Here is a 13486-nt window from a genome sequence, read left to right as displayed (position 1 = left end):
CGCCCCGTCCCTCCTGCCACAGTGAGTTTGATAAGACAGTTCTTCCGACGGTACCCCAGCCTTGGCGCCCGAAGCCGCGAGAAGCCGTTTCGAGAGCCGGGGAACCCGTCTCTGCATGCTTCAACGGCACGGGACCCGCCGGGGTTCCCGATCACCTCGCCGGGCTTGGGCCGAGTGGCTCAGCCCAGGCGCCCGGTCCGGCCTCAGCCGCCGTAGACGTGCGGCGCGAGCGTACCGACGAACGGCAGGTTGCGGTACTTCTCGGCGTAGTCCAGGCCGTAGCCGACGACGAACTCGTTCGGAATGTCGAAGCCGACCCACTCCACGTCGATGGCGACCTTGGCGGCGTCCGGCTTGCGCAGCAGCGTGCACACCTTGAGGGAGGCGGGCTCGCGCGAACCGAGGTTGTTGATCAGCCAGGACAGGGTCAGCCCGGAGTCGATGATGTCCTCGACGATCAGGACGTCACGGCCCTTGATGTCGGTGTCGAGGTCCTTGAGGATGCGCACGACACCGGAAGACTGGGTGCCCGCGCCGTAGGAGGACACGGCCATCCAGTCCATGGTGACCGGGGTGGACAGCGCCCGCGCGAGGTCCGCCATGACCATCACCGCGCCCTTGAGGACGCCGACGATCAGCAGGTCCTTGCCCGCGTACTCCGCGTCGATCTTCGCGGCCAGCTCGGCCAGCTTGGCGTCGATCTCTTCCTTGGTGATGAGCACCTTCTCGAGGTCGGCACCCATGTCTTTCGCGTCCACCCGCATCACTTTCGGTCGTCCCGCACTTACGGCCGCAATCACGGCCTCCGGCCGCCCCGTGCCGGCCGCCGGAGGGTCGCTCCGGACGGTCGGGATTCAGCCTTGCCGAATCACCAGTCTGCCACCCTGCCGCTGGGCGACGACCCTGCCCGGGAGATTGATGGCTCCCTGGCCACGCCAGCCGGTGATCAGACGGTCGATTTCCTCGATGTGACGGGCGAACAGGGAACCGGCCGGAGCGCCCGCCTCGATGGCGGCGCGGCGCAGGATCCGGCGGCGCACGGCGGGCGGCAGGGCGTAGAGCTTGGCGCACTCCAGCAGTCCCGCGGCGTCCCGTACGGAGGCCTCGGCCTGGCTGGCCCAGGAGTCGAGGGCGTCGGCGTCGTCGCGCGAGAGCTGGGCGGTGCGGGCGAGCGCCTCGACGACGCCCTTGCCGAGGGCCTTCTCTAGGGCGGGCAGGCCCTCGTGGCGCAGCCGGGAGCGGGTGTATGCGGGATCGGTGTTGTGCGGGTCGTCCCAGACGGGCAGGGACTGGACCATGCAGGCCTTGCGGGCGGTCTGCCGGTCGAGATGGAGGAAGGGACGCCGGTAACGGCCGCCGGCCCCCGAGACCGCGGCCATTCCGGACAGGGAGCGGATGCCGGAGCCGCGGGCGAGGCCCAGCAGCACGGTCTCGGCCTGGTCGTCGCGGGTGTGGCCGAGCAGGACCGCGGCGGCGCCGTGGCGGTCGAGCGCGGCGTCCAGGGCGGCGTAGCGGGCGTCACGGGCGGCGGCCTCGGGGCCGCCGTCGCGGCCGACGTCGACGGAGACGGACTCGACGGGGTCGAGGCCGAGGCCGCGCATGCGCAGGGCGACCTCGTCGGCGCGCAGGTCCGAGCCGGGCTGGAGGCCGTGGTCGACGGTGATGCCGCCGGCCCGCAGGCCGAGCCGGGGGGCCTCGAAGGCGAGGGCGGAGGCGAGGGCCATGGAGTCGGCGCCGCCGGAGCACGCGACGAGCACGAGGGGGCTCTCGGGCGGGGACACGAGGGTGGATCCGAGCGGGGAGGGGAGCCGCTCGGCCGGCCGGTCCGGACGCTCGCCGGAGGTCGGGACGGTGTTCAGGATGTCGTGGAGGACGCGGCGGACCGCCAGGCGTATCGCCGCGACCGCAGGATGGGGACCCATGTCCGGTTCCCTTCATGAAGTATTCGGGGGGTGAGCCCGGTTCGGTCACTCAGAGTGTGTAGATGGTGACAGAAGCGGGCCGTTCCCCGAGCATTGCACGCCTACGCATGACTCACGGTCCCTCGGACGGGTGATTGGAGGGGCGTTCGACTGCCGTCGGCCGGATTCGATTCACGACCCCGGCGTGCGTTTCACGAGTCGGCCTTGCGGTGCACCCGCGCGACCCAGTCCGCCGGTTTGGCGATCTCCGCCTTGGTGGGCAGGGTGTTGGGCGAGGTCCACACACGGTTGAAGCCGTCGACACCGACCTGGTCCGTGACGGCTCGTACGAAGCGTTCGCCGTCCCGGTACTGCTTCAGTTTGGCGTCCAGGCCCAGCAGTTTGCGCAGGGCCTGGTCGAGCCGGGAGGCGCCCTTGGCGCGCCGCTGCTGGAACTTCTCCCGGATCTCGGCCACGGACGGCACGACGCTCGGGCCGACCCCGTCCATCACGTAGTCGGCATGGCCCTCCAGCAGGGACATCACGGCGGTGAGACGGCCGAGGATCTCACGCTGGGCGGGGGTCTGCACCAGTTCCACGAAGGAGCGGCCGCCGTCGTCCTCCTCGGCCTCCGGACGGCCCCCGGCGAGGGACTGGGCCGCCTCCCGCACCCGCTCCAGGAAGGTCATGGGGTCCACGTCCGTCTCCGCCAGGAAAGACTGGATCTCGCCCTCCAGGTGGTCACGCAGCCAGGGCACGGCCGTGAACTGCGTGCGGTGGGTCTCCTCGTGCAGGCACACCCACAGGCGGAAGTCGTGCGGCTCGACGTCGAGTTCGCGCTCCACATGGACGATGTTGGGCGCGACGAGCAGCAGGCGGCCGCCGCCGTTCGCGCCGGCGGGCAGATCGCGGCCGGCGGGGGCGAACGTCTCGTACTGGCCGAGGACCCGGGAGGAGAGGAACGAGAGCAGCATGCCCAGTTCCACGCCGGTGACCTTGCCGCCGACGGCGCCGAGGACGGCGCCGCCCGGAGTGCCGCCGCGGCGTTCCTGCATCTTGTCCAGGAGCGGTTTGAGGATCTCCCTGAAGCCGGCGACGTTGGCCCGGACCCAGCCGGGGCGGTCGACGACGAGCACGGGGGTGTCGTGGCTCTGCTCGGTCTCCAGCCGCGTGAAGCCCCGCACGTGCTCCTCCGAGGCCTTCGCGTGCCGCCGCAGCTCCGCGACGACGGACCGGGCCTCGTCACGGGTGACGTCGGGGCCGGGCCGTGCGAGCCGGGTCGCGGTCGTCACCGCGAGGTTCCAGTCGACCATTCCGGGGGATGCGGTGCCTCCGAAGCCTGTCATGCGTCAACGGTACGTGAGCGTTACCACTTGGGGCAGGCCGTGGACGCCGGGTTCGGGGGGACACCGGATCGGAGCGGGCCCCGCCGCGGTGCGGCGGGGCCCGCACGTCAGCCGCAGCCGCACGCCGCCAGTGCCGTCGCCGTCCGGTCCAGAGCCGCCTGGGCGGCCATCGGGTCGGTCGTGCCGGAGGCCAGGAAGGCGAAGGCCAGCAGCCTGCCGTCCTGGTCGACGACCGTGCCGGCCAGGGTGTTGACGCCGGTCAGGGTGCCCGTCTTGGCATGCACGAGACCGGCCGCGCCGTCGGCGTAGCGGCTGGTCAGCGTGCCGGTGAAGTGGGCGATGGGCAGGCCGGTGAGCAGCGGACGCAGGCCGGGGTGGGCGGGGGTGCCGGCCTCGACCAGGATCGCGGTCAGGAGGTCGGCCGTGACCCGGTCGGCGCGGTCGAGGCCGCTGCCGTCGTGGAAGGACGTGCCGGTGAGAGGCAGGCCCAGTTTCCGCAGCTGCGCGGCGATCGCCTTCGCGCCCCCGCCGAAGTCGGCGGGCTGCCCGGCGGCCAGGGCGGTCTGCCGGGCGAGGGCCTCGGCGATGTCGTTGTCGCTGTAGGTCAGCATGCGCTCGACCAGGGCGGACAGCGGCGGCGAGGAGACGCTCGCGACGGTCTCCGCGTGGTCGGTGCCCTTGGCCGGGGCGGGGCCGGTCGTGTCCACGCCGGCGGCCTTGAGGAAGCCCGCGAACTTCCGCGCCGCGTCCTTCGCCGGATCGGCGACCCGGCGCACCGGCCCGCTGGTGGAGTCGTCGGTACGGCCCTCGTCGGCGACGAGGGAGCTGACCGGCGCGAGATTGTCGTTGACCCCTATGGGGTGCAGGGCGGGACCGGTGAAGAGGCTCGTGTCGTACGACAGCGCGATCTTGTGGATGCCGCGCTCCCGCAGGGTCCGCGCCGTCCGCGTCGCCAGGGTCCGCAGGCTCGCCCATCCCCCGGACTTCGCGCGCGCCGTGAGCGTGGGGTCGCCGCCGCCGACCAGGACGAGTTCGCGGGTGCCGCCGAGGAGCGCGGCCCGGGTGGTGAAGCGGTGGTCCGGGCCGAGCGCGTTCAGTGCGGCGGTGGCGGTGGCGAGCTTGGTCGTGGAGGCGGGAGTGAGCCCCTTGTCGGGGTCGACGCCGTACAGCCGCTTGCCGGTTGCCGCGTCGACCACCACCGCCGTATGGCCCTCCCCGAGCGCGGCGGAGCCCAGGAGCGGCCCCAGGACGTCCGCCAGGGCCGTCCCGCCCGCCGCCGGGGCCTGCCGGGTGTCCACGGGGCTGGTCGCGGGGCCCAGGCCCGCCAGGACGGCGCCCGCGCTCGGCGCGGGCCGCGGGCCGGCCGCCGGCCCGCGGCCCGGTCCGTGATCTGCGCCACGTGCGTGCTCCAGGGCGGTCGCCCGGTCCCGCTCGGCCGTACGCTGACCGGTGGCGTCCCACGGCCCGGCCAGCGTCACCACACCGGCGGCGAGCACCAGGCCGGCGGTGGCGGCGCCCGCGGTGTACTGCAACGTGCTGAGGGAACGCGGACGGGGGAGGTCGGCGAGCAGCGGTCGTACCGTGGAAATCAAGCGCGTGGCCTGCGGCTTCGCCGTTCGCACGGCACGCGCGAAACGCGGTCGCACGGCGCTCGCGATCCTCCTCATCCGCGGTCCCGCGGCCCGCCAAGGTCCGAGCTCTGGCACGACCACCAGCCCCTTTCGCGATCACACACCTGCGTGAGGGACACTTAACCACCAGAACTATGTGCTGATCATGAAGGAGCCACCGGTGGAGTTCGACGTCACGATCGAGATCCCGAAGGGTTCGCGGAACAAGTACGAGGTGGACCACGAGACCGGTCGGATCCGCCTGGACCGTCGCCTCTTCACCTCGACCGCCTACCCGACCGACTACGGATTCGTCGAGAACACCCTCGGCGAGGACGGCGACCCGCTGGACGCGCTGGTCATCCTCGACGAGCCGACCTTCCCGGGTTGCCTGATCAAGTGCCGCGCGATCGGCATGTTCCGGATGACGGACGAGGCGGGCGGCGACGACAAGCTGCTGTGCGTGCCGGCCACCGACCCCCGGGTGGAGCACCTGCGCGACATCCACCACGTGTCGGAGTTCGACCGCCTGGAGATCCAGCACTTCTTCGAGGTCTACAAGGACCTGGAGCCCGGCAAGTCCGTCGAGGGCGCCAACTGGGTGGGCCGCACGGAGGCCGAGCAGGAGATCGAGCGGTCCTACAAGCGCTTCAAGGAGCAGGGCGGTCACTGACCCCCGGTTCGCGAAACGGGCCGCACGCGTTTGTGTGCGGCCCGTTTGCATGTCCGCCGACGGTGCATGCGCATACTGAGGCCAGCGGAAGGTGTCGTTCAGGGGACGGTGCGAGGTGACGGAGGCGGACGACCGCAAGCCCCGGTCGGACGAGGCGCGGTACGACCCGGAGATCACTTCGGAGTTCGCCGTCCCCAAGGGACTGGACGTCCCGAGGACGGGAGGCGAGCCGGAGACGACCTCCGAGTTCCAGGTGCCGCGGGGGCTGCTCACGCCGCAGCCGCCGGCCGGGGAGCCGGAGGGGTCCGCGTTCAGCACGCCGAGCACGTACGGGCCCCAGGGCGGGTTGGCCGCGTTCACACCGGCCACCGGCGTGCCGCTGGTCAGCCTGGTCAAGGACGCGCCCTGGCAGGACCGGATGCGCACCATGCTGCGCATGTCGGTGGCGGACCGGCCCGCGCCCGAACCGGTGCAGCACGAGGAGGAGAGCGGCCCGGCCGTCCCGCGCGTGCTGGACCTGACCCTGCGTATCGGTGAGCTGCTGCTCGCGGGCGGCGAGGGCGCGGAGGACGTGGAGGCCGCGATGTTCGCGGTGTGCCGGTCCTACGGCCTGGACCGCTGCGAGCCCAACGTCACCTTCACCCTGCTGTCGATCTCGCACCAGCCGTCGCTGGTCGAGGACCCGGTGACGGCCTCGCGGACGGTACGGCGCCGGGGCACCGACTACACCCGGCTGGCGGCCGTCTTCCGGCTGGTGGACGACCTGACCGACCCCGAGACCCATGTCTCACTGGAGGAGGCCTACCGGCGCCTCGCGGAGATACGCCGCAACCGGCACCCCTACCCGGGCTGGGCGCTGACCCTGGCCAGCGGGCTGCTGGCGGGCGCCGCCTCGACGCTGGTGGGCGGTGGCCTGATCGTGTTCTTCGCGGCGGCGGTCGGCGCGATGCTCGGCGACCGGCTCGCCTGGCTGTGCGCGGGGCGCGGGCTGCCGGAGTTCTACCAGTTCACGGTGGCCGCGATGCCGCCCGCGGCGATCGGCGTGGCGTTCGCGCTGTCCCCCGCGGACGTGAAGGCGTCCGCGGTGATCACCGGTGGGCTGTTCGCGCTGCTGCCCGGACGGGCGCTGGTGGCGGGCGTCCAGGACGGCCTCACGGGCTTCTACATCACCGCCTCGGCCCGCCTCCTGGAGGTCCTGTACTTCTTCGTGGGCATCGTGGCCGGCGTGCTGCTCGTCCTGTACTTCGGCGTGAAGGTGGGCGGGGAGCTCAACCCGGAGGCGGCGCTGCACATCTCCGGGCGGCCCCTGGTCCAGATCGCGGCCTCCATGCTGCTGTCGCTGACCTTCGCGGTGCTGCTCCAGCAGGAGCGCTCCACCGTGCTCTGGGTGACCCTCAACGGAGGCGTCGCCTGGAGCGTGTACGGCGCGATGCACTATGTCGCGGACATCTCGCCGGTGGCCTCCACGGCCGTCGCCGCCGGCCTGGTCGGACTGTTCGGGCAGTTGCTGTCCCGCTACCGGTTCGCCTCCGCGCTGCCGTACACCACGGCGGCGATCGGACCGCTGCTGCCCGGTTCCGCCACGTACTTCGGGCTGCTGAACATGGCCCAGAACCACGTGGACAAGGGGCTGGTGTCACTGGCCAACGCGGCGTCGCTGGCCATGGCGATCGCGATCGGGGTCAACCTGGGCTCGGAGATCTTCCGGCTCTTCCTGCGGGTCGGCTCCCCCGGGAAGCGCCGGGCGGCGAAGCGGACCAGGGGGTTCTGAGCGGTCTACCGCTCCCGGTGGTCGTAGGGGTACTGGCCCTGGTTCTGGTTCTGCTGCTGCTGCTGCTGCTGCGGATACTGCCGCGGGTCGTAGTACGGCTGCTGCGGCTCGTTCCAGTCCTGCTGCTGGGGCTGCTGGTACTGGGGCTGCTGCTGAGGCTGCTCGTACTGGGGCTGCTGCTGAGGCTGCTCGTACTGGGGCCAGGGCTGGTTGCCGTAGCCCTGGCCGCCGTAGCCCTGGTCGTGCCCCTGGCCGCCGTAGCCCTGGTGGCCGTGGCCGTGGCCGTGGCCCTGGTCCTGCCCCTGGCCGCCGTACTGCTGCTGCCCGCCCTGCGGCCGCTGCCCGTAGGGCTCGTCCGGCTCGATGCGGCGCAGCCGGGTCGTGGCGTCGTCCATGACCGGCGGCCGCGGGAACCGCGGCGACTCGGCGGCGGGGCGGGGCTGCTCCGCGGGGGCCTTCTTGCTCTTGCCGCGGGCCCTGAGGTACTCGATCGCGATCGGCACCACCGAGACGAGGACGATCAGCATCAGGATCGCCTCGACGTTGGCCTTCACGAAGGCGATGTTGCCGAGCCAGGACCCGAGCAGGGTGACGCCCGCGCCCCACAGGGTGCCGCCGATGACGTTGAAGATCAGGAAGGAGCGGTAACGCATGCCGCTGACGCCCGCGATGATCGGTGTGAAGGTACGCACCACCGGCACGAAGCGGGCCAGGATCAGCGACTTGGGGCCGTACTTCTCGAAGAACTCGTGCGCCTTGACGACGTTCTCCTGCTTGAACAGGCGCGAATCGGGCCGGTTGAACAGGGACGGCCCGACCTTCTTGCCGAACATGTAGCCCGCCTGGTCGCCGAGGATCGCGGCGACGCAGATCAGGGCGATCGCGCCCCACAGCGGGAAGTCCAGCTGGTGCGAGGTGATCAGCAGACCGCAGGTGAACAGCAGCGAGTCGCCGGGCAGGAAGAAGCCGATGAGCAGACCGGACTCGGCGAAGACTATGAGCAGCAGACCCCAGACGCTGTACGTGTCGAGCAGGTAGTTGGGATCGAGCCAGCTCGGGCCTAGGGCGAGTGTCATCACGGGTCCGGGCTCCTGAAGGGGGGAGAAGGGGCGGCTACGGTGACCGGGTGGGGCCGCACAAAGCTATCAACGTGACATGGCCGCCCCGGGTTCCCCCGATGACCCCCGGGACGACGGGAAGGAAGCGGTGATCCATGGGACTCGACGACTTCGGCGGCGGTCAGGGACCCCAGCCGGACGTACTGGTCGTGACGACGAACGACGTGCCGGGCCACCGGGTGGAACGGGTGATCGGCGAGGTCTTCGGGCTCACCGTGCGGTCCCGGCACCTGGGCAGCCAGATCGGCGCCGGGCTGAAGTCGATGATCGGCGGCGAGCTGAAGGGGCTCACCAAGACGCTCGTGCAGACCCGCAACCAGGCAATGGAGCGCCTGGTGGAGCAGGCACGCGCGCGGGGCGCCAACGGGGTGCTCGCGTTCCGGTTCGACGTGACGGAGGCGGCGGACGTGGGCACCGAGGTGTGCGCGTACGGCACGGCGGTGGTCCTGGCCCGGGAGTGACCCGGGACCAGGACCGGTCCGGGAGCGCGCCGGCCGCTCAGGAGGGCCGCAGGTCGGCGTTCGCCAGGATCGCGTCGTGCAGGTGTTCGGCGAACCCGGGGTGCATCGCGTCGTAGAACGCCGTGAAGCGCTCGTCGGCGACATACATCTCGGCGAGACAGCGGTGCATCGGGTAGGGGCATTCGTAGTACCACTGGCTGATGTGCTGCCGGTGCTCCTCGGCCATGGCCCTGGCGGCCTCCCCCGTCGCGGGCTCGCCGGCGGCCAGCAGCCGGACGTAGCGCTCGCCCCAGGCGTCCGCCTCTGCCTTGAGCCGCTTCCAGTCCTCCTTGCCGTAGGCGGCGGCACGGCGCTGGGACTCGGCCCAGGCCGCCGTGTCGCCCCAGCGGGCCTCCGCCTCTTCGGCGTACTGCTCGGGGTCCTCGTCCCCGAACACCTCGAACCGCTCCTCGGGTGTCAGATCGATGCCCATCCGGCGTGCCTCCATCGCGTGTTCCACGGCCTCGGCCATCCGGCGCAGCTTCTCGATCCGGGCGGTCAGCAGGGCGTGCTGCCGGCGCAGATGCGCGCACGGGTCCGCGTCCGGGTCGTCGAGCAGCACCGCGACCTCGTCGAGCGGAAAGCCGAGCTCCCGGTAGAACAGGATCCGCTGGAGCCGGTCGAGGTCCTCCTCGGTGTAGCGGCGGTGACCCGCATGGGTGCGCCCGCCGGGCACCAGGAGGCCGATCTCGTCGTAGTGGTGCAGGGTGCGCACCGTGACGCCGGCGAACCCCGCGACCTGTCCCACGGAGTAGCTCAACTGTCCGCTTCCTTCCGTTCGTTGATCGGTACGACGGTCAGCCTGCGGCCTCACGTGGCGTGAGGTGCAAGTCCGCCGCGTCCCTGGTTCCGGGGCACCGGGGTCAGGGTAGGCGTCCGGGTCATTCCGGATGTCGTGGCGGGGCGGCCTTGCATAGGGTGGCGGCGAGGAGGCAGCCATGGCCCTGCACAAAGGTCCGCAGAAGCATCAGGAGCGGGTGTTGTCCGTCAACCCGTTCTTCGGGGAGGCGAACCCGGTCGGCGGTATGACCGAGGCCCCGCCCACGCACCGGCTTCCGGACGCCCCGATGCCGCCGACGACCGCGTATCAGCTGGTGCACGACGAGCTGATGCTGGACGGCAACTCCCGGCTGAACCTGGCCACGTTCGTCAGCACCTGGATGGAGCCGCAGGCCGGGGTGCTGATGGCGGAGTGCCGGGACAAGAACATGATCGACAAGGACGAGTACCCGCGCACCGCCGAGCTGGAGCGGCGCTGCGTGGCGATGCTCGCGGATCTGTGGAACGCGCCGGATCCGGCGGCCGCGGTGGGCTGCTCGACCACGGGGTCCAGCGAGGCGTGCATGCTGGCCGGGATGGCCCTGAAACGGCGCTGGACCCAGCACAACGCCGACCGGTACCCGGGCGCGCGGCCCAACCTGGTGATGGGGATCAACGTCCAGGTGTGCTGGGACAAGTTCTGCAACTTCTGGGAGGTCGAGGCGCGGCAGGTCCCCATGGAAGGCGACCGCTACCACCTGGACCCGCGGGCGGCCGCCGAGCTGTGCGACGAGAACACCATCGGCGTCATCGGCATCCTCGGCTCGACCTTCGACGGCTCCTACGAGCCGATCGCCGACCTGTGCGCGGCCCTGGACGCCCTCCAGGAGCGCACCGGCCTGGACATTCCGGTGCATGTGGACGGCGCGTCCGGCGCGATGGTGGCGCCCTTCCTGGACGAGGACCTGGTGTGGGACTTCCGGCTGCCGCGGGTGGCCTCCATCAACACCTCGGGGCACAAGTACGGACTGGTGTACCCGGGCGTGGGCTGGGCCCTGTGGCGGGACTCGGAGGCGCTGCCCGAGGAGCTGGTCTTCCGGGTCAACTACCTGGGCGGTGACATGCCGACCTTCGCCCTCAACTTCTCCCGTCCCGGCGCGCAGGTCGTCGCTCAGTACTACAACTTCCTGCGCCTGGGCCGCGAGGGCTACCGGGCGGTCCAGCAGTCCACCCGGGACGTGGCCCGCTCCCTCGCCGACCGCATCGAGGGCCTCGGCGACTTCCGGCTCCTGACCCGGGGCGACGAACTCCCGGTGTTCGCGGTGACCACGGCCGACCATGTCACGGCGTACGACGTCTTCGACGTCTCCCGCCGTATGCGCGAGAGCGGCTGGCTGGTCCCGGCGTACACCTTCCCGGCCGACCGGGAGGACCTCTCCGTCCTGCGCGTCGTGTGCCGCAACGGCTTCTCGCACGACCTGGCCGACCTCTTCCTGGACGACCTGACCCGCCTGCTGCCGGAACTGCGCCGCCAGCCGCATCCGCTGACCCGGGACAAGGGGGCGGCGACGAGCTTCCACCATTAGGACACACCGGGCGTGGCGCCGGGCCGCCGCCGCCCGGCGGGGGCCCGGCGGGCTCCGGTCAGCCCTTCGCCCGCTCCAGGGCCACCAGCTCGAACGCGGTCTTCCCGTCGAGGGACTCGCGGACGATGTCCGCGTGGCCCGCGTGGCGGGCGGTCTCGCGGATCAGGTGGAGGCAGAGCCAGCGCAGGGAGACGCGGCCCTCCGGCGGGAACCAGGGGTCCGGCGGGAGCGGGAAGGTGTCGTCCAGGCTCGGGGCGGAGCGGATGAACTCCTCCGTCTCGGCGGCGATCCGCTCCCAGTGGGCGAGCTGCGAGGCCACCGTCTCCTCGCCGACCAGCTCGAAACTCTCGTGCCAGTCGGACTCGTCCCGCCGCACCGGCGGCACCTCCTGCCTGGCCCGTGCGAGCCACATCTGCTCGACCTCGGCCACATGCTTGAGCAGCCCGCCCAGCGACAGCTCGCTCGCGCTCGGCCGGGTGCGGGCCTGCTCCTCGGTCAGTCCGAGCACCGAACGGCGGATCCCGCCGCGCTGCTCCTCGATGAACGCCAGCAGCGCTCCTCGCTCGTCGCCCCGCGCCTCCGCGGACACCTGCGTGACCATGACCGGCCGCCTCTCCTCGGTTCGCCGTGGCGTTCGCCCCGGCACCGAGAAAGCTACGGGCCCTCTAGGTCGGATCCTGGCCTAGAGGGCCCGCGCGCGAAGACCGGGAAGTCCGGCGGCGATCAGAACGGGAAGCCGCTGCGCCCGTGCTGGACGGAGATCCACTTGACCGTGGTGAACGCCTCCAGGGTCGTCTCGCCGTTGAGCCGGCCGACACCGGAGTGCTTCTCGCCGCCGAAGGGCACGATCGGCTCGTCGTGCACGGTGCCGTCGTTCACATGGAACATGCCGGTGTCGATCCGCTTGGCGAAGGAGACGCCCCGCTCGATGTCCCCGGTGTGGACGGCGCCGCTGAGACCGTACGGAGTGTCGTTGACCATCCGCACCGCCTCCTCCTCACCGTCGAACGGGACCAGGAAGACGACCGGACCGAAGACCTCCTGCTGAAGCAGCGGGGAGTCGGCGGGGACACCGGTGAGCACCGAGGGCTCGACCATGTTGTTGGTCGTACCGCCGTGCACCAGCGCCGTCGCGCCCTCCGCGAGCGCCTGCTCGACCACGCCCGAGACGGCGTTCGCCTGCGCGGAGTTGATCACCGGGCCGATGACGGTCTCCGGGTCGCGCGGGTCGCCCACCTTGAGGGTGCGCACCTTGGCGACGAACCTCTCGGTGAACTCGTCCGCGACCGAGCGGTCCACGAGGACCCGGTTGGCGGCCATGCAGACCTGGCCCTGGTGCACGAACCGGCTGAAGACCGCCGCGTCCACCGCGTAGTCGAGGTCCGCGTCGTCCAGCACCACGAGCGCGCTGTTGCCGCCCAGTTCGAGCACCGAGCGCTTGAAGTTCGCGGCGCAGACGGTGGCGACGTGCCGGCCCACCTGGTCGGAGCCGGTGAAGGAGATGACCTTCGGGACGGGGTGCTCGATGAAGGCGTCGCCGATCTCGGCGATGTCGGTGACGACGACGTTGAGCAGCCCGCCGGGCAGCCCGGCCTCCTCGAAGAGCCTGGCGATCAGGGTGCCGCCCGCGATCGGGGTGTTCTGGTGCGGCTTGAGCACCACGCCGTTGCCGAGCGCGAGCGCCGGGGCCACGGACTTCAGCGACAGCAGGAAGGGGAAGTTGAAGGGGCTGATCACGCCCACGACGCCCACCGGCACCCGGTAGACGCGGTTCTCCTTTCCCTCGCCCGGGGACGGCAGGATCCTGCCCTCGGGGCGCAGCGCCAGGTGCACGGACTCGCGCAGGAACTCCTTGGCGAGGTGCAGCTCGAAGCCGGCCTTCACCCGGGTGCCGCCGAGCTCCGCGATGATCAGGTCCGCTATGTCCTGCTCGCGGTCCTCGATCAGTCTGAGAACCCGCTCGAACACCGAGCGCCGGGCGTACGGGTTGGTGTCCGCCCATGCCTTCTGGGCGCGCTCGGCGGCCCGGTATGCCTGGTCGACCTCGTCGACGGTGGCCACGGTGATCGAGGCCAGCTTCTCGTCGTCGTACGGGTTGAAGTCGATGACGTCCCAGGAACCGCTGCCCGGTCGCCACTCGCCGTCGATGTACTGCTGGGCCAGGTCGCTGAAATAGGACGACATGTGATCCCTCAATCACTAGCGGAGCCGGATCCCGGCCA

The 13486-nt window shown here is 71.3% G+C and carries 12 protein-coding genes; 4 read left to right on the top strand and 8 right to left on the bottom strand.

Translation table 11 applies throughout. From position 1 onward, the window contains the following. Positions 1-203 precede the first annotated feature (203 nt). From hpt to dacB, 4 genes are all read right to left on the bottom strand, one after another. Positions 204-764, bottom strand: a complete 561-nt coding sequence (hpt, locus tag VT52_RS13770; RefSeq protein WP_037660361.1) for a hypoxanthine phosphoribosyltransferase — start codon at positions 762-764, stop codon at positions 204-206. A gap of 90 nt (positions 765-854) precedes the next feature. Then, positions 855-1922 carry a tRNA lysidine(34) synthetase TilS gene (gene tilS, locus VT52_RS13765; RefSeq protein WP_046418946.1) on the bottom strand — a complete coding sequence of 356 codons (1068 nt, stop codon included), beginning with the start codon at positions 1920-1922 and terminating at the stop codon, positions 855-857. A 191-nt stretch (positions 1923-2113) separates the two neighbouring features. Then, a complete protein-coding gene (locus VT52_RS13760) occupies positions 2114-3247 on the bottom strand; it encodes a zinc-dependent metalloprotease (protein WP_046418949.1) in 1134 nt (377 codons plus the stop codon). 107 nt (positions 3248-3354) lie between these two features. Then, the gene (dacB, locus tag VT52_RS13755; protein ID WP_046418951.1) at positions 3355-4914 is read right to left on the bottom strand and encodes a D-alanyl-D-alanine carboxypeptidase/D-alanyl-D-alanine endopeptidase; all 1560 of its coding nucleotides are present in this window, start codon (positions 4912-4914) and stop codon (positions 3355-3357) included. A 124-nt stretch (positions 4915-5038) separates the two neighbouring features. Between dacB and VT52_RS13750 the strand changes: the two genes are divergently transcribed. After that, positions 5039-5530, top strand: coding sequence for an inorganic diphosphatase (locus VT52_RS13750; RefSeq protein WP_037660367.1), 492 nt, complete (start codon positions 5039-5041; stop codon positions 5528-5530). A gap of 115 nt (positions 5531-5645) precedes the next feature. Beyond that, positions 5646-7301, top strand: a complete 1656-nt coding sequence (locus VT52_RS13745; RefSeq protein ID WP_046418954.1) for a threonine/serine exporter family protein — start codon at positions 5646-5648, stop codon at positions 7299-7301. 5 nt (positions 7302-7306) lie between these two features. Here VT52_RS13745 and VT52_RS13740 read toward each other — a convergent pair whose 3' ends face one another. Beyond that, on the bottom strand, positions 7307-8380 hold the full coding sequence (locus tag VT52_RS13740; RefSeq protein WP_046418956.1) for a DedA family protein: 1074 nt from the start codon (positions 8378-8380) through the stop codon (positions 7307-7309). A 134-nt stretch (positions 8381-8514) separates the two neighbouring features. Between VT52_RS13740 and VT52_RS13735 the strand changes: the two genes are divergently transcribed. Beyond that, a complete protein-coding gene (locus VT52_RS13735; RefSeq protein WP_046418959.1) occupies positions 8515-8880 on the top strand; it encodes a YbjQ family protein in 366 nt (121 codons plus the stop codon). Positions 8881-8917: 37 nt separating this feature from the next. Here VT52_RS13735 and VT52_RS13730 read toward each other — a convergent pair whose 3' ends face one another. Next, positions 8918-9679, bottom strand: a complete 762-nt coding sequence (locus VT52_RS13730; RefSeq protein ID WP_046418961.1) for a MerR family transcriptional regulator — start codon at positions 9677-9679, stop codon at positions 8918-8920. Positions 9680-9857: 178 nt separating this feature from the next. On the opposite strand from VT52_RS13730, the gene gad reads away from it, so the two are divergent. Further along, positions 9858-11264, top strand: a complete 1407-nt coding sequence (gene gad, locus VT52_RS13725; RefSeq protein WP_046418962.1) for a glutamate decarboxylase — start codon at positions 9858-9860, stop codon at positions 11262-11264. A 58-nt stretch (positions 11265-11322) separates the two neighbouring features. Here the strand turns inward: gad and VT52_RS13720 are convergent, their stop codons facing one another. Beyond that, the gene (locus tag VT52_RS13720; protein WP_046418963.1) at positions 11323-11865 is read right to left on the bottom strand and encodes a DinB family protein; all 543 of its coding nucleotides are present in this window, start codon (positions 11863-11865) and stop codon (positions 11323-11325) included. A gap of 122 nt (positions 11866-11987) precedes the next feature. After that, positions 11988-13448 (bottom strand): aldehyde dehydrogenase family protein, encoded by a 1461-nt coding sequence (locus tag VT52_RS13715; protein ID WP_046418965.1) that lies wholly within the window; start codon positions 13446-13448, stop codon positions 11988-11990. Positions 13449-13486: the final 38 nt, after the last annotated feature.

Source organism: Streptomyces malaysiense (assembly GCF_000980885.2).
Lineage (GTDB): Bacteria > Actinomycetota > Actinomycetes > Streptomycetales > Streptomycetaceae > Streptomyces > Streptomyces malaysiense.
Note: the sequence above shows the minus strand (reverse complement) of the source record. Positions and strands in the feature narration are given on the sequence as shown.